Annotated in this window: 18 protein-coding genes and 1 pseudogene; 6 read left to right on the forward strand and 13 right to left on the reverse strand. The window is 45.3% G+C overall.

Annotation, left to right across the window (positions count from 1 at the left end):
• Positions 1 to 202: 202 nt before the first annotated feature.
• Positions 203 to 1342 (forward strand): hypothetical protein, encoded by a 1140-nt coding sequence (locus FC82_RS12795; protein ID WP_056997207.1) that lies wholly within the window; start codon positions 203 to 205, stop codon positions 1340 to 1342.
• Positions 1343 to 1608: 266 nt separating this feature from the next.
• Here FC82_RS12795 and FC82_RS12800 read toward each other — a convergent pair whose 3' ends face one another.
• The 7 genes from FC82_RS12800 to FC82_RS12820 form a co-directional block, all read right to left on the reverse strand.
• A complete protein-coding gene (locus tag FC82_RS12800; protein WP_054760568.1) occupies positions 1609 to 2259 on the reverse strand; it encodes a histidine phosphatase family protein in 651 nt (216 codons plus the stop codon).
• A 23-nt stretch (positions 2260 to 2282) separates the two neighbouring features.
• Complete coding sequence (gene comA / locus FC82_RS12805) at positions 2283 to 3038, reverse strand: phosphosulfolactate synthase (RefSeq protein ID WP_056997208.1); 756 nt, start codon at positions 3036 to 3038, stop codon at positions 2283 to 2285.
• A gap of 263 nt (positions 3039 to 3301) precedes the next feature.
• A complete protein-coding gene (locus FC82_RS12810; RefSeq protein ID WP_054760564.1) occupies positions 3302 to 4186 on the reverse strand; it encodes a zinc ribbon domain-containing protein in 885 nt (294 codons plus the stop codon).
• An 11-nt stretch (positions 4187 to 4197) separates the two neighbouring features.
• Positions 4198 to 5760 (reverse strand): zinc ribbon domain-containing protein, encoded by a 1563-nt coding sequence (locus FC82_RS12815; protein WP_056997209.1) that lies wholly within the window; start codon positions 5758 to 5760, stop codon positions 4198 to 4200.
• Between the two features lie 15 nt (positions 5761 to 5775).
• Positions 5776 to 5931 (reverse strand): hypothetical protein, encoded by a 156-nt coding sequence (locus tag FC82_RS16765; protein ID WP_156405152.1) that lies wholly within the window; start codon positions 5929 to 5931, stop codon positions 5776 to 5778.
• A gap of 337 nt (positions 5932 to 6268) precedes the next feature.
• Positions 6269 to 6439 carry a zinc-ribbon domain-containing protein gene (locus FC82_RS16565; protein WP_082620364.1) on the reverse strand — a complete coding sequence of 57 codons (171 nt, stop codon included), beginning with the start codon at positions 6437 to 6439 and terminating at the stop codon, positions 6269 to 6271.
• 437 nt (positions 6440 to 6876) lie between these two features.
• Positions 6877 to 7389 (reverse strand): hypothetical protein, encoded by a 513-nt coding sequence (locus FC82_RS12820; protein ID WP_056997210.1) that lies wholly within the window; start codon positions 7387 to 7389, stop codon positions 6877 to 6879.
• A gap of 483 nt (positions 7390 to 7872) precedes the next feature.
• Between FC82_RS12820 and nrdJ the strand changes: the two genes are divergently transcribed.
• From nrdJ to FC82_RS12835, 3 genes and pseudogenes are all read left to right on the forward strand, one after another.
• Positions 7873 to 10119 (forward strand): ribonucleoside-triphosphate reductase, adenosylcobalamin-dependent, encoded by a 2247-nt coding sequence (gene nrdJ / locus FC82_RS12825; RefSeq protein ID WP_412778480.1) that lies wholly within the window; start codon positions 7873 to 7875, stop codon positions 10117 to 10119.
• 304 nt (positions 10120 to 10423) lie between these two features.
• Positions 10424 to 10756 (forward strand): annotated as a pseudogene (locus tag FC82_RS12830) (ATP:cob(I)alamin adenosyltransferase); the annotation flags it as partial.
• A gap of 301 nt (positions 10757 to 11057) precedes the next feature.
• Positions 11058 to 11759 carry an EAL domain-containing protein gene (locus FC82_RS12835; protein ID WP_054760555.1) on the forward strand — a complete coding sequence of 234 codons (702 nt, stop codon included), beginning with the start codon at positions 11058 to 11060 and terminating at the stop codon, positions 11757 to 11759.
• A gap of 287 nt (positions 11760 to 12046) precedes the next feature.
• Here the strand turns inward: FC82_RS12835 and FC82_RS12840 are convergent, their stop codons facing one another.
• From FC82_RS12840 to FC82_RS12865, 6 genes are all read right to left on the reverse strand, one after another.
• Positions 12047 to 13627 carry a TIGR03766 family XrtG-associated glycosyltransferase gene (locus tag FC82_RS12840; RefSeq protein ID WP_082620366.1) on the reverse strand — a complete coding sequence of 527 codons (1581 nt, stop codon included), beginning with the start codon at positions 13625 to 13627 and terminating at the stop codon, positions 12047 to 12049.
• 12 nt (positions 13628 to 13639) lie between these two features.
• A complete protein-coding gene (locus FC82_RS12845) occupies positions 13640 to 14023 on the reverse strand; it encodes a 6-carboxytetrahydropterin synthase (protein ID WP_082620367.1) in 384 nt (127 codons plus the stop codon).
• Position 14024: 1 nt separating this feature from the next.
• A complete protein-coding gene (locus FC82_RS12850; RefSeq protein WP_056997213.1) occupies positions 14025 to 15359 on the reverse strand; it encodes a TIGR03111 family XrtG-associated glycosyltransferase in 1335 nt (444 codons plus the stop codon).
• Between the two features lie 3 nt (positions 15360 to 15362).
• Positions 15363 to 15989, reverse strand: a complete 627-nt coding sequence (xrtG, locus tag FC82_RS12855; protein ID WP_056997214.1) for an exosortase family protein XrtG — start codon at positions 15987 to 15989, stop codon at positions 15363 to 15365.
• Positions 15986 to 17218, reverse strand: coding sequence for a Firmicu-CTERM sorting domain-containing protein (locus FC82_RS12860; protein ID WP_156405153.1), 1233 nt, complete (start codon positions 17216 to 17218; stop codon positions 15986 to 15988). Before FC82_RS12860 ends, xrtG begins: the two co-directional genes overlap by 4 nt.
• Positions 17219 to 17644: 426 nt before the next feature.
• Positions 17645 to 18223, reverse strand: a complete 579-nt coding sequence (locus FC82_RS12865) for a GNAT family N-acetyltransferase (RefSeq protein WP_054760549.1) — start codon at positions 18221 to 18223, stop codon at positions 17645 to 17647.
• An 891-nt stretch (positions 18224 to 19114) separates the two neighbouring features.
• Between FC82_RS12865 and FC82_RS12870 the strand changes: the two genes are divergently transcribed.
• Positions 19115 to 20605, forward strand: coding sequence for an MATE family efflux transporter (locus FC82_RS12870; RefSeq protein ID WP_082620368.1), 1491 nt, complete (start codon positions 19115 to 19117; stop codon positions 20603 to 20605).
• A 150-nt stretch (positions 20606 to 20755) separates the two neighbouring features.
• Positions 20756 to 21430: a YoaK family protein gene (locus FC82_RS12875; protein ID WP_056997216.1), complete on the forward strand. Its 675-nt coding sequence runs from the start codon at positions 20756 to 20758 to the stop codon at positions 21428 to 21430.
• Positions 21431 to 22022: the final 592 nt, after the last annotated feature.

Genomic DNA, 22022 nt, shown 5'->3' on the forward strand with positions numbered 1-22022 from the left:
AGAAACAGACTCAACTTTATATTATTTCATCTGTCAACTTGACAGGGCCTAGTGCACTGGGCCTTTTTTATTTTATGATTGGATAACCGTGCCAAACCGTTGCAAACGATACGGTCATCGGTCCGCACCATCTTTTACTATACTAATGTGCTAAACTGGACGTGACTGAATCATGATTTCACTGTTCAAAGGAAGGGTACCCATGCTCAACAAAAAATACCTGCTCACCAAAGAAGACCGCGCCGCCTACTCCGCCGAACTCAACGACGCGCAAAGCGCTTTTCTGCAAAACAACATCTTCCACGCCGCGCAGAGCCTGTTTTTGAACCAAGACTTCGCGGACGGCCACCAGTGGCGCTTGATTGCGCTGAACCACGACCCGGCCCAGCAGTTGCGCTGCGAATGCGGTCGTAAACTCAAAAACCAGTATGTGATCGAAGACGCGGCGACCCATGAAACACATAAACTGGGATCCACCCACTTTGCGATGCACATGGGGATCCCGGACAAGCTGGCCAGTCAGGTGGCCCGGCACGTGCACCGTTTTAACGTGGGACTGGATGAAATTTTATACAAGCACCACCACAATGAATTTCCAGACGATGGTTTTGCGCGTTATATTCAACGGCGCGCAACACGGCGCAGTGAACAAATTCAAGCCTTTCTTGACCTGGGTTTACCACCCTACGATAGCTGGTTGGCCGAATTCCAAGATGACTACAACGCTGAGATCTACGCTGCCAAGGCCGAGAAAGAACGTGCTGAGCGCGTCAAACGACAGGCAAAACAGCAACGCGAATGGGCCGAGCAGGAAAAACAGCTTATGAAAGAGCGACGGGTCTACGCCCAACAAATCAAACAAGAAGAAACCCGCTTTGAAGCAGAAAAACGACAAAAAGAACAGCAGTTAGATACGACTATCAAAGCCCGCCAACTCACCCACAAACAGTGGTTAACCGAGCGATACATGCCTTATCAGCAGTGGTCGCGAAAATACGGCCGAAAACTCATAGAACCATTTGCGACCGGACTGACAAAACGGCCGATAAACGACCCGCACCCCATATTTATCAGCCCCATCGAGTGCGGCTTGATTGCCCTGTACCTGCATGACCATACGCAGGGCGATTTGATCACCGTGACCGACACAGCAACTTGGCTTGCAGAAATTGTTGGTGAAAACGAAACGGCCCAAGCAGCCGCATCACAGCGGTTGTCACAAATCTTAGGGCGCGTGTTTCAGCGGTTAACGACCCGAAAATTGTTAACGACAGCTGGTGAGAAGGATGCGTTCTTCCTAATCAGTGAAGCTTTTGCGGATTTACCAGATTTCAAAGCCTGACACGTGGCAAAATACGGAAGCGATTGTTTCTATTGTCTAGAACTCATCCTGACACCTCCCTCGAAGACCACTCACCACTTTCTATACAGCAAGGCATACAAAAAAGGCACCTATGACATCAAATCTTGAGAACTGATATCATAGGTGGCCTTATTTAGTCTTTAACCAATTTGTAGTACAAGCTCAATTGCGACTATAAGCGCCACGCTCATCGAAGAAATCTAAGCAATTTTACGATGCATTTGCGCATGAGCAGCTGCATTCATCTACATAATCGACACGTTTCCCTCATTCAGATTCACGCCGCGCAAATAAGCAGTCTGGTTATAAACGTCGAGAAAGGCGCCATCCGGTCGCAGAGCGACGATGGAGGTCGACAAATTTTTCAGTCCCAGCAAGTGTTCGTTGCCGGTCAGTGCCTTGATCCCGAGCTGACTGATGCCGCCGTGTGAAAACACCAGCGCGTTGTCATCGGGACCGATTTGGTCGCCGATGGCACGGATGGCCTGTGCAAATCGCTGACGGGCCGCGGTAAAGTTTTCAATGCCGATTGCATCCAGTTCCGGCGTGTTGATCCGTTGGGAAAGCTTGCGAAATAACACGGGCTGTTCCGCGACTAATTCATCCTTGGATTTTCCTTCCCAGTCACCAAACGTCAATTCCGCTAGCCCAGCGGCCGTTTGCAAATCCGGCACTGGCTGGGTAAAGTTGTCCGTGACCAGTTGGGCAGTGTGCACCGCGCGCTTTATGGGGCTGGCGAAAACGGCCTCAAAGCGGTACTGATCCAAGTAGGCCGCGACCTGCTGATACGGGGTCAGATCATCCGTCAACAGATCACTATCCGCATACCGTCCCTGCAGGCGGTTTTCCTTATTCCACTGGGTCTTGCCGTGACGCACAATAAAGATCCGTTTCATGACACCCTCCGTTTAACTAACTGCTATACCTTACCAACCGTGTCAGCACGCAGGCCGCGACGCAGTGTTGCCACCGAAGTGACCTCGTCGTGGGCGATGTTGCCAAGGTTTACTTGTGGGCCGTACTTGAGGATCAGAGCTGTTTGCTGACCCTTCAACGGCGCTTCAAAAATGATGTGGTCGATACCGTCCGGCGTTAAAGCGTCCAGTTCATCGGCCACAATGTTGCCGTTGGCGTCATAGATGCCGATATTCTTACCAGCTTCACGTGCTTCAATAATCACGTAGTTTGACCCGTTCTTTAAGTCTTCATTCATTAATTTGACCCGTTCCGCCGGGGTTAATTCGTGATCGAGTTCAGGGTTCTTCTTCCCCACTTCAGAAATGACATAAAACCCTGCTTGTTTTGCCTTAACGATAAGCTCGCCACGGGTGTGTGCATCAATCGTGGTCGACCCATCACTGACTTCAATACCCTTGAAACCAAGCGTTTTGGCTTCGGCTAAAAAGTCGTCGTACTTCCCGGCAGCTACGGAGACTTCTAACAACGTCCCACCAGGATAAGGAATGATGCCGGCAGCGTCATACTTTGCCGTTTTTGCCTTGATCAAGTCGCTATCCATGGTTGCAGCGGTGCCCCAACCAAATTTTGCAAAGGTCATGTAATCACCCGCTGTGGCAATTAAATCATCCACTTCGTTTAATCCCAAACCCTTATCTAAAACCATTGTCTTGCCTAAGGTCTGAGTCTTATTTTCTAAAAAATCAAATGCTTTCATCCGTGTAGCCTCCGTTGATTTCGTATTAGACGTATTTGTGCATTTTTTAAGTATGTTGACGCAAGGTTAAGTGGGACTTAAAACGGTTCAGTCGCATTATCTAGTTTAAAACAGAGTAGGGATAGTGTTCAAGGCTATTCTTGGGAATATTAGCCTTGGGTGATAAAAAAAGTAAATCACCCAGGAACCCCATCTAAAAAAGGCTTCACAATGACGCAGTGTGAAGTCTTTTGAATTTTTGCATTTAATATTAATTGTCTATCTTAAATGATTGCCAACAAAATAAAGGTTCCAATCCCAACACCGACTTCTGCAAGGAGTAACCCATACACTTTGTCCATCCCCTCGCGACTAACATGCTGTACCTGACTGTAAAGAAAAGCAATGTTTAAAATTGCGCTGCTAAATCCTAACAGGATAAAGATTGCGGCAACCCCTTTAAAACTCATTGCTGAACTGTGCAGTAACAGTGTTAATAACAGTGCCACGGCATTTAAAATTATCGTAACGTTAGTCAGTCCTGCTAATCGGTTTGCGTAACTAAAAATGGTCTCTTGCGAATCCCGGAAAGCGTAGCGCCGCATTGCCCACCCAATCAAAACATAAACGCAGGCAATTAAGAGGATGAGGATCAACACTTCCACGCCAGAAAATGAAGCACCAGCTGAAAAATTACTATCTAATTCGGACGCAAATTCATCAATGACCGTCAACACTTGAGAAATCAGTAGTGTCACCGTGAACGTGACTAGCAGAATGGAAATTGCTAGCGATGTTAACCCGTAATATTGATGCACATAAGGGTCGCTTTCGCTTGGTCGTTTCAAGGATTTCACCCACCAGGCAAAGTAGCCGTCGGAGTACTGCCGAGCTGCTCGCAAAGTATCTTCACCCACCGGCTGTTCAGATTCCGCCTGCGATTGGTCAGTCTGTGACTGAGGACCCTGCTCGTTGCCTGGCGTTGCGTCATTCGTTCCCTGTTCGCTGCTAGTCTCGAAGGCACCTGTCTGTTCACGCTGTGCAACTGTATTTGACGCATTGTCCACTGACGCGCCAGCTGTTAAATCGTAACCGCAATGGACACAAAACTTGCTGTCGCTCTCGATTTGATGTCCGCAGTGCGGACAAAAATGCTGTGCATCACTCATAAAATCTCCCCCTATTCATCATAATCATCAACTTTTTTAGCCGTTGTTGAGCTGACAATTCGTGTATCGTCGCCGTTCTTCTTCACGGTAAAGGTGTACTCGTACACTTGAACGTGCTCGTCATTTTCATTGTCGAAATCATAGGTCAGCTTGAACTGAATGTTTGTATTATCATTGCTGGCCGGGTAGACTGATTCAATCTCAGTACTATAATCGACATCGTCAATGTTGTCATCCTTGTAGTAACCCTTGGCCATCTTTTCGTATTCGCCGTACAGCGAGTTGCTGGAACCGCCCTCGAAGTATTCGGCCATAGATTTCCCGTTATCATCCGTTGCATCACTCATATCACCACTGTTCGACACACCTTCTACCGTTTCAAAGAACCCATCTAAGAAGGTCTGGGCATCGTCCTCAGATAATAAATGCGGGAAGGTGACATCAACTGTCGTCCCATCATCAGAATCGGTGACTTTCGTTCGTTTGGATGTAATACTGCTGTTCGTCAGCGCATACTTGGCTGTCACTTCCATGTTGGAAGAAAATGGAATCTCCTGCACGTCAAGTAAACCGTCACTATCAGCTTTCCCTTGCGACTTGCCATTGATATAGACCGTTGCACTTGGTGCCGTTTGGACCGTAAACGAAATTGTCTTTAACTCGAGATTGTAATAATCGCTGTCACTGTTAATGTGATAGGTACCGCTGTTCGTAATGTTGTGACCATTGACTGTCCCATTGGCAGTGAGTTTATACTGCCCTGGGACTAATGGCCCGAGTTTCTTAGTAAACGACGTACTAGTAGACTTTGCAACTTTCTTCCCGTCCAACTTGATGGTGACATTTTTGTGGTTAGTCGTCACCTCAGGATAGACCGGCTTGACCTGAACCTGCCATTTGGGAAACAGTAATAAGTGGTGCCCAGTCTGTTTGTAAATAAAACGGTCATTGTTAGTCGCACCAACGTTATTCAACTCCGACTTGAAGCTCGCCAGCGATTGGTTGTGACTGCTCATGTATTTAGACAGGGGCAGCAGCGTACTATTGCTGATTTTTAAACTCGGATCAGAACTGGTAAAGTAGCTGCTAAGCCCCTTTTGTGACTGCAACCGGTTCACAATGCGATCCATAGTCGCAGCCTTTGAATAGTAATGATTGCCAAAGAGATACCCGCCAATAAGCAGGACCACAACGACCACGATAGTAACAATTTTCCACCGTGCCATTGGTTTCCGGTTTTGGCGTCGCATGGGGGCCTGAGTTTGTCTAGGAGTGGATTGTGATGGTTTCGGTCGCTGTGAAGCTGCCGATTGTCCCCCATTTTGCTCAGTTACTGATTTTTGTGCCCCTGTCCGCTTTGAAGTGTCTGCATTAGCACCATTATTTGCCGGTTTTGGCCTCTCATCAGATGGGCCTGCATTCGATGAGCTGCCACCAGCTGGCGTGCCGTGCGTCGCAAAATAGGTTGCTAAATCAAAACCACAATTACCGCAAAATTTTTCATCCGCATTAATTGGGTGTCCACAGTGAGGACAAAAAAGCGGTTTACGCGTACTTCCTGATTGATCATCCATAACAAATTACTTCCTTTATTTTTCACGAACGATATAGAATTTAATACCAGTTGTTTTGCTGGCATCCGTTCCCGTGATTTTAGTGTTAGTCAGTTTATAACCACTTGCTGTGCCATTGACCGCTGACAGTCGGCCTCGAATCGTTGCACAATCTTCCTCAATAATCAGCAATTTCCCCTTGAGTTTGCCTTATTCCAGACTCTGAGTTGCCTGAATCGTCTTCAACATCCGTAAGTTTCCCGTTTTTGCGAAAGGTCATTTTACTGGCGTTGCTATTTGTGTCAGCAATTACAGCGGATAATCCATCACTTGGCGGCTCAATCAAGATATATCACAGCCTTTGCCAAACCAGTTGGTGACTGGCTGTACCATGATAAATATGTAAACCCAGTAACAAAACAACGATGATGATCACCGTGCCGCCAATTATTTTCGGTTGCTGACTAGCGTGCCGATACCAAGAAATGTTTTGACCCGCACCGTCCTAACCCCTTTCTAACATTGCGAGCTAGCTATTCGAGCGGCTTGCCTGTCGCGGTTGTGATTGATTACAGGTTTCAAACGCTGGTGCCTGTTGCGCGTCCGGCCTTTTTTCTAGTAGGTCGTTCCCGCAATTTGGACAGAATTTGGTATCCGGCAACATTTTTTGCCCACAATTTGGGCAGAAATTCATACTCATTCCCCCCTAAAAAACACCAGCCCGGGACGCTAGGTCACGGGCTTGGTGTCTTGATAGTATGTGAAACATTAAAAATTGCTTAAGTTAATTCTATCATAATAGGTCTATAAGGTGTAGTCCATTTTTTGATCTCATAATGTCTTCAGTAAAATCGCGTTGTGTCTGATATCATCCAAACTGAATACTCCAATGTTCGCATTTTCGCACAGGACATTTTTAACAAACAAAAAAACGCACAGCCAAAGATAAAAACTCACCTTTCTTGCAGTGCGCAACTTGTTAGATCATGTCATTTTTAATTTTTAAACCATAGGCAGCTCGGCCATTTTTTAATCGAATGCTTTGCTTGAACTTCATACTGACATCAAACATCATTAGAGACTAGTTTAAACGAATTTTACCTGTTGAAATCAGCATTCAAAGCCATCAAGCCGTCCTCACCGAGACCGCACCAGATAAACTATCGCACCAGAAATATCGCTGCCATCCACAGCCGTCATCTGAATATGCGTCAACTTATACCCAACATAGCGATACTGCCCAGCGGTCCCGCTAACGGATACCAACTGTGCCTGCGTTGTCTGCGCTTCGGAGTCCTTCAATAGTAGTGCGTGGCCATCCACTTGCCAGGTACCTTTTTCTGGGTCACTGGCGTAATCGGCGGCTACCTGCTTGAACGTGCCATTTTTATAAAATGTCAGCTTACTGGCTCCGCTATTGTGTTTCGCCATGGCGGAGGGCAGCTCATTTTGCGGGGTTCCAATCAAGAAGTACCAAGGATGCTGCGCCACCAGTTGCCGTTTTACCGCACTATGGTACAAATGTGATCCGGTGCACACTACGATAATTGCGATTACCATCCACAGAATCAGTTTTGCACGCCGGTCAGTATTTCGGTACCACGTCACTGTTTTTTGCCAAATTGGGCTTAGTAATTTGCTTGTTTTCATGTATTTTCCCCTTAACTGCCAACCCCTACATATTGTTGTCATTCGTTGCAATCTGCTAGAGAAATTATAGCATAGTTCTCTGCACCTAAAAATGCCAGCCGTTGCGAAAATCGCATTAAAACGGCCTATTCTGAAGCAAAAGAGCAACGAATTGTTGCTCGCAGTCACCTGCTTAATACGCAAATGGAATATGATAATAAACCTCATTAAATTTCAGAAATGTGTTCAAAACCACTTTACTGCTTGGCTTTAACACCATCAATTCCCTTGATCAATAGCTGTCAACCCTAAATTGCATTTCGATACACGCTAACACAGGTGTATCAATGTAAATTTTTGGAATATCTCTGCATTTCAGTTCTAACGCCGCTTCTTGTCGTTAGCTGGCCTGCTGTCCAGATACTATATGTTGAAATCCAGTCAGAATGAAGATACCATATATAGTATTCACTATGGATTTCAGGAGGTACATGTCATATGCAAATGTTAAAAAATCAAATCCGGGTTCAACTGTCTGCCGACTTCGTTGAATCTGTAAAAAAAACGGTGACCCCCCACTGGGGACCACTTGGCTGGGTCACTTACAAACGGACTTACGCCCGGTATTTGGATGACAAGCAGCGAACGGAGAACTGGGACGAAACGGTCAAGCGGGTCGTTGAAGGCAATATTAACCTTGACCCTCGTCTACATCAGGACGAGCTGGATCCGAAAACCTACGAAGATCTCACGAGCGAAGCGCAACAATTGTTTAAACTTGTTTATGGCCTTTCTGCCACACCCTCCGGCCGAAACCTGTGGATTTCCGGTACCGACTATCAGAAACGCAACGGCGACTCGCTGAACAATTGCTGGTTCATCGGTATACGGCCGCAACCATACGGCGATAGTCACATTGTGCCCGACTATCTCGAACCGGACCAGGACGCTGTGTCAATGCCCTACTCCTTTATGTTTGACCAACTCATGAAGGGCGGTGGGGTCGGTTTCTCCGTTGTACAAGACAATATCAGACAGATTCCCTCTGTCGACCAAGTTGTCAATCTGACCATCCTCGTATCAAAAAGCAGTGCTTCTCACGATGATTCAATCGCTTTAGGTGCTGTGGACAAGGAAGACTGGCTCGCGAGTCACAGTATCACTGACGGGCGCTACTACAAATTACCCGACACCCGTGAAGGCTGGATTCTCGCAAACGCTAACATGATTGACCTGCATTTCTTCGGCACAAATCTTGATCATGAGACCAACTTGATTTTGGACGTGAGCGACATTCGGCCAAAGGGTGCCAAAATTCACGGCTTTGGCGGCACTGCATCTGGCCCCATGCCCCTGATTGAAATGCTGGGCGACATTAACACGCTTCTCAACGACCACGCCGGTAAAAAGCTTTCCTCTGTCGACTGCACCGACATTGGTAACTTGATCGGGAAAACGGTCGTGGCGGGAAATGTCCGCCGGTCCGCTGAATTGGCCTTAGGCTCTGCCAACGATGAAGATTTTATCACCATGAAGCAAGACAAAGATAAACTCTACCACCACCGCTGGGCTTCCAATAACAGTGTCGCTGTCGACAGCTCCAAAACGGATTATGCCGCTGTGGCTGATTCAATCACCCACAACGGTGAACCTGGCATTGTTAACTTGGAACTTTCCAAGAACTTCGGTCGGGCCATCGATGGCCGCCAAGAAGCTATAGACGGTTACGTTGAAGGAACCAACCCCTGCGGTGAAATTTCACTTGCAAACGGCGAACCTTGCAACCTCTTTGAAGTCTTCCCACCAATCGCAACGGAGCAGGGATGGGATTTGAAAAAAGCCTTCAGATTAGGGACACGTTTCTCCAAACGGGTGACCTTCAGTTCCTACGACTGGGAAGTATCTCGCAACGTCATCGAAAAAAATCGCCGAATCGGAATCTCTATGTCTGGAATTCAAGATTGGATCTTAAAGGAATTCGGTCACCGCGTTGTGACTGGGTTCAAGGACGCTACCGATCCCGTCACTGGTGAAACCATCAAACAGCCAATCTATGACCAGAACGCTATCGACCGCGTGGACGGCTTTTATAAAGCGGTTGTCGCCGCTGACAAGGCTTACTCTGAAACCCTTGACTGTGCTCCTTCAATCAAGCATACTACTGTGAAACCGTCTGGGACCGTAGCGAAGTTAGCCGGTGTGTCTGAAGGAATGCACTTCCACTACTCAAACTACCTGATTCAACGCATTCGTTTCCAAGACTCAGACCCTCTGCTGCCTGCATTAAAGGCTTGCGGTTACTTCATGGAACCAGATGTGTACACGAAGAATACCGTTTGCGTAGAGTTCCCAGTTCGAGCAGCCCACGCCGACAGCAAAGAATTCGCTTCGGCCGGTAACGTCTCGATGGCTGAACAATTCGCAACTCAGGCCTTCTTGCAGACGTACTGGTCAGATAACGCCGTTAGCTGTACGGTCACCTTCCAACCGGAAGAGGCTTCGCAGATTAGCCCGCTTATGCGCCAGTACCGTTTCGTAACGAAGTCAACCTCTCTCCTGCCATATGCAGGCGATGCCTTCAAACAAGCGCCAAAGCAACCCATTGCTAAGGACGTTTACGAAAAAAAGCTGGCCGAGATCCACGGCGACGTGGCAACGATGTTCGCAGAACAGAATGACAACCATGATCAAAAGGATGTTGAATTAGTCGGTCAATCTGATTGTGAGGGCGGAGCTTGTCCGATTAGGTAGCGTGTGGAGGCAGACTGGGTCATTAAATACCGACTAGCCTGCGGAAGAAAAGGTTTATTTCAGAAACCTCTCTACTTATATATATAACGTGGACTTCGGCTAAGCATATCAGTCTAACTATGTACTGAAGAACACTGAGAGCCGTTTCAGCCAGGTATAATTGCAACACCAGCAGCCATTTCTGAAAAAAACAATTCTCCGCAATTCAAACACAATAGAACACAAAAACCAAGAGGGCTGAAACCAAAATGATTTCAACCCTTTTGTAATCATTCAAATACAAGCAAAAAACGGAGGCAAACTCATGGTAAAAATTTACACCAAAGTCGGCGACCAAGGTTACACAAAACAGGTCACCGGTAAAATGGTTCCCAAATACGGCCTGCAGATTCAAGCGCTCGGCGCCATTGATAAACTAGATTCTTGGTTAGGCTACGTCATTGCTAACCTGTCACCTAAAACCGCCGAAATGAAATCAGAACTGATGGACGTGCAGCGTAACTTGTATGATTTTCAAGCGGATATTATTGTTAAACGACATCACAACACCACCTTGGAATTAGTGGCGTATTTCGAACGGAAAATCGACAAAATGAATGCCGAATTGCCCGTTATCAAAGTGTTCATCCTTCCTGGAATGTGTTTTTCACTATACTGAGTAAAGATAGCGTAGAAATTTCTAGCCAGTATCACCGCCAACCAATAAGGAGATGATATTACAATAACGAACGAATCCAAAGGCATTCTTCCAATAGATTATAAGCGGTATTAACCGTGTCAGGACACTATTTGAAGTCTGTTTAAATGAGTGCTAACATAAGCTTAACGAATATACGTATAACCAACATTACTTACAAGAAATGTGTTTCTGGCCATTAAGCCACTGGTTGCAACAAGCACCGTCACTTGTCGTTTGTCATTTAGAAAGAAGTCTGAATATGATGATTCGTTTTTTCGGCCAACCTCAGTTCACCACCGCCGACCACACGATCAAAGGCTATGAACTCTTTCTCCGGGAAAGTATTGACCATAAGTGGGTCTTTCCGGATGACTTCAAGGAATTTACAGCTTACGAAACTGCGAATCTGCTGGTGCAAACTATCCGCCCCATGCCTAAAACAATCAAGTCGGTTGCATTCAACCTCGATCCTGATCAATTTGTGGATCCGGCTTACCAAACTTACCTGCCAAAGGTACAAGAACAAATTGCACCGATTCAACTATGTGTTGAATTAACAGAACACCCCTGTGCACCAAAAGTACCAAATGTGCAGTTGGTGAAAGCTGCCCAAGGATTTAAAAACAACCACCTGAGCGTTGTCCTAGATGACGTTGGCACCGGCAACAACACGCCCCCATTTGCTGAACTTCTAGACAGCACCTTAACCGAGTACAAGTTTGCCATTCAAAATTTTCGCAATAAGCGTGAACCGGACGAAATTGTCAAGAAGCTGGCCTACTGGCACAAAATGGCCGATGATGAGGACAAGCGGTTTATCATTGAAGGCTTTGAAAATAAGAATGAACTGAAGTTGCTAAACGAGTATCCCGCTGATTTGATTCAGGGCTACTACCTTGATCGTCCGGGGTTAATGCTGGCAGATGACGCGGTGAAATTGCCGCACCATCGGGCATCATAATAGACGCGTTTCGACATAGTTGCGCAGAAAGCATCATTCAGACACAGGTTTGACAATTCGTCAAAAAGCGCGTGAAATACACCACGTGGTTATCTCCAAAATATAAGAAGCGCCACCTCAAAACCCATTCGGGCTTCAGGGTGGCGTCTTTTATATGTTCAGAAGGCGACATTTTTTGCAAGTTTACGCCAGATAAATTGGCGTCACTAAAAAACAAATTTAGGCCAATGTATAGATATTGTGTCCTTTTGACCAAATCATTAGGCTTTATGTCTGTAATAAAGACCTTACTTGTTACTATTTTTCTTATTTAAAACAGTCTCCCACTTCGGAAAGGCCCGCCGGTACCAACTATGGATCATGACAAAAGCCTTCTGGCCGGTAAGCGTCCCTAAATCCAAGATAGCAGGTAAGAATTGAATCAAATAACGGCTGCGCCCACCTTCAAAGAGCAGCAAGTACATCATGCCGCCAATAATTGAAAGCCTGAAAATTTGGCTTAATTTTCGCTTGTCACGCCATCCAAACGCCACCATGATCAACAACAAGACCCAAGTGACTTGTGCAAAGAACCTAAAATCGCCCAGACGCGTACCGTAAAGATACACAAAGGAACGCAACGTACCGGCAAAGCCCTTTTCATTCGGAACTGGATTGGCACGAATAAAGTGTCCCTCTTTGACCCAGGCAAACGTCCCGTCAGCTGTGTCATTGCGTTGTTTCGCAATTAAAAATTTAGCATAACCAAGTGCACCCATTTTCTTTAACCGCTGGACGAGCATTCTTTTTGAATAATTTGAACGCGCTTTAACCGTAGGAAGCTCAGCCATTTTCAGTGCATCTTTCGGGTTATAGCCGCCATCGCCAGAAACACCCATACTCATAAAATGAATTGCAGGAATTTCACGACCCTTTTGCAAAGTGATATAGGTCTGTTTATTGTTTAATGTGTTAACGGTATAGTAAGTGAAACCTGTGACACAAAAGAATAAAATCATGAGTGCAAAGCCTCGCCAAACCTCATTTGGTGTTAATGGATGCGGGCGATGATGCAGTGTATAGAGCAATTCAACCAAAATGATGGCGATCACGCCAATAATTGCCGAAGGTTTCATAAAGTAAGTCAGAACGGCACAGACCCCAAATAATATTGCACCAAGAATTCTGCTCGGCAAGACTGATGTTGATTTGTTCAGCATCGCAAAGCCAAAGAAATACCCAGAAACTAACGGCAACACCCAAGTATCAGTATAGGGAACAATAATCATTGGAAATAATAATAACCACATCGCGTGAATATATACAGCCGTCGTCATTTGTGCCTTTCGAATGACGTACACGGTCGCAATGTTCAATAACGCAGAAATATCCACTAAAAACAACGACACAAGGTCAAATAGGAGCCATGAAGTCGACCCAGCCAATTTAGCGACCATGTGCTGCGCTAAAAGTAACGGCATGTTGTTGTAGTTTAAGCTAAAATAAGCCACTATATCAGGTGATCTTGTATCCGTTAACGCTTGGTGAACGGCTCCCGCATCAAAACCAATTGCTGGATGGACGTTAAGGGTGAATATCACTTGCCACACGACAACAGCAACAAAAAACAGCACTGAAGTCAAACGCCCGTGGACAACAAATAATGTCCATAGCCCTTTTCGAATATTAGGATAGGTCTGATAGCAAATAACGATAGCCGCGACAATCACCAAAATAACCGTTGTAACCATCGTGGTACCCGCTCCGGTTTTGTCGTTATCACCTAATATTAAGTTGGGGGAAGTAATTGCAAAGAGTAAGGTTGCAAAGATAAAAATAATAAATAGCCCTTGTAAACACCGGTTACCGAATCGGAATAGTTTGGCCATCATGCCACTCCCTTATTCATCATCTCGAACTGAAATACAATATGCACGAGTAGGCGATTCGCTCACTTCAATTCGAATCAGCTTTGCCTGTTCCTCACGCAACGCTGGTGAAATAAGATTAAACAACCAAATTGTGACGTTCTCGACCGTTGGGTTAATTTCCTTGAAGTATGGCAACTGATTCAAAAATTTACCAGCAAAACTGTTTAAGATATCTTTAATCGTATTTTCCAGATCATTAAAGATGATCATGTGGTCGTTCAAACTGTGGATCTCACACGTGATTTCCCAAGTATGGTTATGCTCCTTACCTTCACCATCTTTCCAACGCATCGCGTGGCTGGCATTAACGTAAGATTTAATCTTATAAGTGTGATACTGTTCTTCTTCTGGCAATTTACTTCCCCCGCTTTCGACTAAAGTCACTCCTGATAATGGCTTTAACTTGACCCGCTTCCTGCCCAAATCTCTTCGAATTCCAGACCGATTTCTTATCCGTCATGCTATTTAAAATACCAATATAGCGAATCCAAGAACAGATGAAATTATAAATTGGTAGTGTAAAAGCCACCCACCATTCTCGAGCATAATAATGCCTTTCCTCTGTTGACCCGCGTAATAACTGGAAAACACACATATAATTCAAGAGACTTACCATCGCATACAACAGATAAATAATAACGTAAGACATGCCCATCATAATTGGCGAGTATCGCAAGAACAGCAAGGCAATACTTGCAAACATCCAAATCATTCGTGGAAATAAAAAGGTGTGATCCATCATCATCCGTCGAACTAAAAAGTTTTTAAAGAAATCGGACATCGTGGTTTTATTTGCGTATTCATGAGTAACTTCCATTTCGCCCTTTTGCCAGCGTTGTCGTTGAATATAGAGACTACCTAAGCTTTCAATGGGTACAATATAGAAAATTGATTCCGCACAAATTGCAACTTTCCTGTGTAATTTATCACGAATTTGGAATGTCATATCTGTGTCTTCACCAATTGTACCGGTATTATACAAGAACGTTTTTAGCAACGCTTCTTTTCGAAAAGCCGAAAAGGCACCAGACATAGTAAAAAGTTGATTTTGGTGAGATTCAATACTTCGACCTGATAAGAAAGCTTGGGCGTACTCGAAATATTCATTGTGCTGTAAAAAACTTTTTCCAGGATGCCGCCAATTATCAATCATTTGATGTTGCGGCAATATTGTTCCGGTCAACGCGGCTACTTCAAAATCATTTTCGAACCGGAGCACCATGTTCATCAAGGCGTGTTTTTCAAGCATACCATCGCTATCAATGTTGATAATGTATGTGCCAATCGCATTATAGATAGCCGAGTTCAGGGCCTTAGCCTTCCCCTTTTCAGAATGCATCAACTGCATGTTCATATCCGCAAAACGGTTCTGAGCTCGGTTAAAGACCCCAAAACTGTCATCCGTACTCTGATTATCCGCTAGTATAACCTGTACCAATTCATGTGGGTATGTCGATTCTCGAATCGATTGAATACAAGCAAACAAAGTATCCTCAGAATTGTAGACTGGGACTACAATTGAAATAAATGGCATCTTGTCAGGCATCGCAAGTTTTTTAGGCCGCAGATTTGTTAAAAAGAGCCGAATGCCCTGAATAAAGGCAGGGAGAATTTCGACGACAATTGGAATTAATGCCCAAGTCAGCCAGAATCCCATTTTTAGTATAGTTTGCTGTAACCAATACACCATGGTCTAAGATCCTTTCCGAAAACTGAGCCGTTTACGCCAACGGTCTCGCCACTTAATAAAGTTTCGATACAGACTATGCGAAACTTGCGTGTAAGTAAACACGTTATAATACATTGCAATAACCAGCGTATAGAATACGAGTCGTCCCACAATCGTGTGCGCTAAATAGTACTGTCCACCGCCAAAAAGGTGAACGATAATCACAACGATCGTTAATCGAATCACATTTGCGCCATAAATCCACAAGGTACCCACGACACCGAAAAACACGCGTTCCACGCTATTATACATTGGAAAAAAAGCAACCATCCCAATGTAGGCAGTCGTTTCGATAATCCCTGAACATTCATAATCAATGGTCATCGTGACCGGATAAGTCGGGTTATTGATATTGACCAGACCATACCGAGTCATCACTTCGCACATGCCAGTAACTTCACCAACCCACTTAACACCGTCGATAACTGCATGTGTGAAAAACCAGATCCAGTACGGATCACTCAGAGTAATTAGTATAAAAAAGAGCCCGGCACTCCCAACGATAAAATGAAATGCCGAGAGACCAGCTCTTTTTAATATTGACAAGGCATAAAGCCAAACGACAATACCAATGATTAAATAGATACTCATTTATTACCTCGCCGCTTTTTATTCTTACTACGAGAATTTTTAACAATGGCCGCGCCAGCGATGACGAAACCTGATGCAACAATGACTGCTGGGCCGGTGCTGTCACCGGTATCTTTGACTTTCGTTTGCCAACCATTCGAATTCGTCAAAGTGATATCATTGCCAGACGTACTTGAATCAACATTAAACACAGAAAGCGGAATCGAACACTCGAGCTGCCAGGTCGTGTTCGTAACTGTTGAATTACCCGATTCTTCTTGAATGTTGGTCAAGCCAACATAAGCAGAACCGCTTGTGGAATTGGCACCAGAATCAGCATAGGTATCCACCGATACCTGCTGCGAGTCACCAGCTTTGGTCAGGTTGGGGGTTCCAAAACTAATATAATACGTTTTATCGCCAACCGTTAAGTCATAGCCACTGCCCTGAAACCCATCCGAGGTCGTGAAATATTTTGGCGTCGATTTTACGTAGAAGTACACATTCTTATCGTCTGAAAGCAGACTGACTTCAACACTATTATCACCGTCAATGTCAACGTGAGTTAAAGTCTTATCAGACCAATCGTCGTACTGACCATCAATAGTAATGCCTAAGCTGCCCGATACGTTATTATTATTTGCCAGGGTTGAACTTTGTGAAGCAGAACTGTCAGACTGAGACATCGCTTCACCCGCTGCAGTTTGTGATGAACTGCTATCGGTCGTGGAATCAGTGCTGGTTGACGCTGCTTTACTAATCGTTGTTTTGGCTAGTGTTCCGCCAAAACTCTGAGATTGCGCGTTAGTACCGCCTGAAACGCTGACCACGGTGCCGACAGCCGGACTTAACCCAGCTTTGTCAAGATTTACGGTGGCATCTAATATTTCACCAGAATCGGTAATTGTTCCAGTTCCGACAACTTTTTTCGACGAATTCAAAATATCAGTTGTCCCAACATCACCCGATTTAAGCGTAAATTTACTTGAAACAGCACCACTGGACGATCGATAGCTTACCGTAAAATTCAAAGGAACCGTGAGTTTTGCTGATTTGGTATTAAAATAGACGTATAAATTGTCGCCGTCATTGCTGGCACCAATTTCACCCTTGCCAGACGACAGACTGGTTGTGTTACTTGAGTCCCAACTTGGTTCACTGGCTTTTGCCACTTTTGTATACATAGGACTAGAGACAATCGCCAACACTCCCATACACGCGAGCGCTGCTAACATTATTTTCTTCTTCATAGTCATTCCCCTAACTATAATTAGCGCGACGTGACTTTCTTAAATAAGTCATTAATCTAAATGATGAAAAAACGGTTATTACGTATTTACTCCACCTATTATTATACGCCCATACTGTCGTCCTTGTTAAGTAATAATCAACACATCATGGGATCTTTGTTTTGTCTTTAGTAACAGGTGTCTCAAACTTTTCCAATAACATGGCCTATCCTAGCGTAAGTTGCTCCCTATTGCAAAACAAATAGCGAAATTATGTTGATTATCTTGCACATATTTGGTAAATGCTGGCTAAAAACTATCTCTGCCCGCTGTCGATATCTTTGGCACGTTCTACTACCACATAAAAAAACACTCACCAAGGTTTACTGGGGAATCCAAGGCGGGTGTTCTTATCTCGATAGTAAAGTCAGCCATATCCGGTCGAAGTCAGAGTAGTCCAACACCAGTTGAATACTGGCTCACATCGTCGGCCAGGTGGATGACTGGGTCAGAAACGAACCATCCGCGGTGGCCGGTGAACTGGTTATATAAAGCCAGATAGTCGGCTTTTGTAAAATCGCCAAAGTTACTGAGCACTGTGAATCGGTCGTTGCCCACAATGATGGCAGCACCCTTGGCTAACAGGCCGTTTTGTAGGTAAAATGTCTGTTGTTGGTGGTTGCCGCCAGCAAAATCCTGTCCTGACGGTACCGTGACGAGCAGTTTATCCGTTTGGGTGTAGAATCTGATCTGCTTGAGGATATCAGTACCATACCCGCGGGAACGCAATGCCGGCTGAACAGCCAGATATTGCACCATCGTCATCTTGCCAACGGTAACAAAGTATGCGAAACCGACGAACAGTCCGTGATCGTAGAATGCCAAGAAATGGTTACCCGCCTGCCTACTCCTAGACATTAAGGCGGTGAACGAAATCCGTTCGGAGAGGGCGTATCCCGTTTTGTAAAGTTTCTTGACCTTCCCAACCACCGGAGAATGTTTCGTGATCGGTTGATTGTTGACCATAGTAATCCCCCCTTATATTCTCAAAAAACGTTGCATTGGAAAACATAAGCTTACTATCTGCACTGAATAGTGTACCGAAAAAAGAAAACGGCTTCAAAGATTATTATCTATAATCTGCCAAAACAAATGAAAGTGACATGTGTTAAGTAACTTCAGCCATTGATGAAGCAAGAAAAATTCTTAATTTTTTTAATAAACGGTGCTCAAAATAGACGTTTCTTTGGAATTTGTTCTTTATTTACCAAAAAAATGTTGTTATGCGACATTATTGCGAATTATTAGCGCACATTTTACTGAAACCAGCGCATTTTTCGCCCTGTTTTCTGCAAAATTGTCATATCCATAAATTTCAAATTCAGAAAATGTCTGAAAACCTCGAAAACCAAACAAAATTTGACTTATGGTGAAAAGTGATCACGTGTCCAGCCTCTGCTTCCTGATACTCGTTTCCATTCGGTTGCCAAGAAAGTATTTTTTGAGTTTATCCCCTTGCCTGGGTGAGACAAAAGACAGTTTTTCTCGTTTTTGCCAGATAAATTTGCAGCACTATGGTCACAAATATAGACAAATTGATTTTTTGACCCGGTTTTTTCACTCAAACAAGAATCACCGCTTATTTTTCACTGAAATCGGTTTACCAAAATTTTTTTAATTAATTGCGCTAACCCCCTTATCAAACCAGACTTTTTCTGATATAGTAGGCCGTATTGCTTTTTGAGGATTGGCTCAAAGCTGTGGCGATTTCGCCCACAGCTTTTTTCTACGGTCTGAAATGAAAACAAATCTTCATTGTTACAAAGTTGTCGTGTGATTAAGAAAACTGACTGTCCCAGACATCAGAGACTTGATCGCACATCCTAAAAATCAAATGAAAGCGAAGGACATTTACCCATGCGGGATTTAACCCAAGGAAACCCATTGAAACTCATTCTGATCTTTACACTGCCATTATTTATCGGAAACCTTTTTCAACAGCTATATAATTTTTCAGACGTGCTTATCGTTGGTCAGACCCTTGGTGTTAAACCCCTTGCAGCAGTTGGTTCCACAAGCAGTCTCAACTTCTTGATCATCGGCTTCGCAAACGGGCTGACGGCCGGCTTTGCCATCGTGAGTGCCCAACGCTGGGGCGCACGGGATTTACCCGGCGTTCGTAAGAGCTTTGCGACCAGCATTGTGTTCAGCATTCTGGTCACAATTGTCCTCACTGCATTAAGCCTGATTTTCTTAAACCCAGTTATGCACATGATGAGCATTCCAGCCAACATTTACGGCAATGCCAAGACGTTCATTTCAATCATCTTTGCCGGCATTTTCTCATTCGTGCTGTTCAACATGCTATCAAACGAATTGCGAGCATTAGGCGACTCCCGGACGCCACTGTTCTTCTTGATAATTGGGACCGTGTTAAACGTCATCCTGGAATTGCTGTTCATTCTTGTGTTCCACTGGGGCGTTGCCGGTTCCGGCCTCGCCACCGTTTCTTCACAACTGGTAGCCAGTTTACTTTGTATCGTCTACATTATTAAGCGCGTACCGGTTCTGCACGTTGAGTGGTCCGATTTCAAGGCCGTGCCTTCTGAATTTGCGAACCACGCCCGCTACGGCTTACCGATGGCCTTCCAGACATCAATTATCGCGGTCGGCTCCCTGTTCCTGCAATCCGCACTGAACAGTCTTGGCACTGACGCCGTGGCGGCCACAACCTCTGCGTCCAAGATCGACCAGTTAGCCACGTTACCCATGATGTCGTTTGGCATTACCATGGCCACCTATACTGCCCAAAATCTGGGTGCCGCCCAGTTCGAGCGGATCATTAAGGGTGTCAAACAGGCTTTAATGGCCTCCGTGAGCTTCAGCATTCTGGTCGGTGCGCTCATCATTCTCTACGGCCAAAAGATGGTCATGCTGTTTATTGACAACCAGGACGCCCACGCCCTCGTACTGAGCCAAACCTACTTTAACATCGTCGGTTTCTCCTACTGGATCCTCGCAATTCTATTCATCGTCCGGTACACGCTCCAAGGACTCGGGCAAAGTCTTATGCCAACGCTTGCCGGTGTTGCTGAACTTTGCATGCGGTCATTTGCTGCCTTTATCCTGGTCCACTACTTCCAGTACGCGGGTGCCTGCTTCGCCAGTCCGCTGGCTTGGCTCGGATCAACACTAGTGCTGATCACCTCGTATGTCACCGCCATGCACACGCTGCACAATATGCAACGCATGCAAGAACAGGTCACCGGCAACAACGACCCGCAGTTTACGGAATCGTTTATCCGCAGAGTTGAACAGACGTTTAAAGTCACCGTCAATAAAGCAACGCTGGCTCGGTTGAAGAATCGACCGATTGAACCAGAAGACGAAGGCGTTGAACAAGCTTAACCAATACGTTTCAACACACAAACTGAATCAGACGTTTCAGCCAATTTATCGGCTGGAACGTCTTTTTTCTATCCAAATACTCGGTGCTACTTGGTACGGCATTTTTGCGGTAAACTTATTGTAGAATAATCCACTAAGGAAGTGTGTCACATGCGACCATCTACCAAAACTGTCATTACCGTAACCACGATCCTCCAGACCTTCATCATGGGCACCATTGATGCCTATACCTTCAACACTTTCAACGGCTCCTTCGTCAGCGCGCAAACTGGGAACTTGATCGTGTTCGGCATCGAACTGGCAACTAAAGGCTGGCACACCGCCTACATCCGTGTCCCCGTCATGGTCGGCTTCGTACTGGGTGCCATTTTAGCCCAGGCCTTCCGCCATTTACTCTTAGTTGAGAAGAAACAGTTCGAATTCCAACTGGGCATTAGTGTGGTTTCACTGATTGCCCTTTTGACGATTGGCACTCATCCAATCAACGACTTAGTCATGCTGTTTCTGTTAGGCATGTTTGCAAGCTACCAGTTGACGCTGTTCAACCAGGTGGGTGAAACGAGCGTCAACAACGGCATTATGACTGGCAATTTAAAGAACATGTCCAACCAGTTCTATGAGGCGATTTTTCAGCAGGATCGCACGGCGATGAAACAGTCGCTGAGCTTGCTGGTAGGTATCAGTATGTTCACACTGGGTGTGCTGACAAGCGCTTACGCCATGAAATCGGCCCCAATGATGGTATTTGGAATAGCCGCTGTGATCAACACTGGACTATTAGGGCTTGCCCTGTTCAGTGTGTCCAACCAGCCAATTCGGCGATAACAAAACAGCGCTGTTTGTATAACAGAATGCTAAAAACATTTTCTCAAAACTGTATCGAATAGTTTATAATGTCAACAATATACGCCGTTAACCATTTACCCTTGTAACTATAACTGCTAAAATACACTGTAGAGGTTACCCAAAAACCTCTAAGTACGTCTAGTGAGATTTTTCCATGAAGAATCTCTCCTTATTCCCATCAACGTTATTCCCCTAAATAACGCTGACCAACGCAAAACGGCCCCGCAGTCTTATGACAGCTGTGGGGTCTTTTTTGAGAGTGCGGAGAAAGGCGCTTAAGGGGCGGAGCGTAAGCAACGCTGGCAGAAAATCCCGGGCTTGGATTTTGTGCCAGTGTTGCTTACGCAGGAGCCCCTTGCCTTTCGGAGCACGTTTAGTCGCCAAATTAGCAAAACCACTCAGCAGACCGCAACTTTAGGAAAAGTGAGTCAACCGAGCAGAGAGTGCGGAGAAAGGCGTTTAAGGGGCGGAGCGTAAGTAACGCTGGCAGAAAATCCCGGGCTTGGATTTTGTGTCAGTGTTGCTTACGCAGGAGCCCCTTGCCTTTCGGAGCACGTTTAGTCGCCAAATT

The sequence above is a fragment of the Secundilactobacillus collinoides DSM 20515 = JCM 1123 genome (assembly GCF_001435975.1).
In the GTDB taxonomy this organism is placed as follows: domain Bacteria; phylum Bacillota; class Bacilli; order Lactobacillales; family Lactobacillaceae; genus Secundilactobacillus; species Secundilactobacillus collinoides.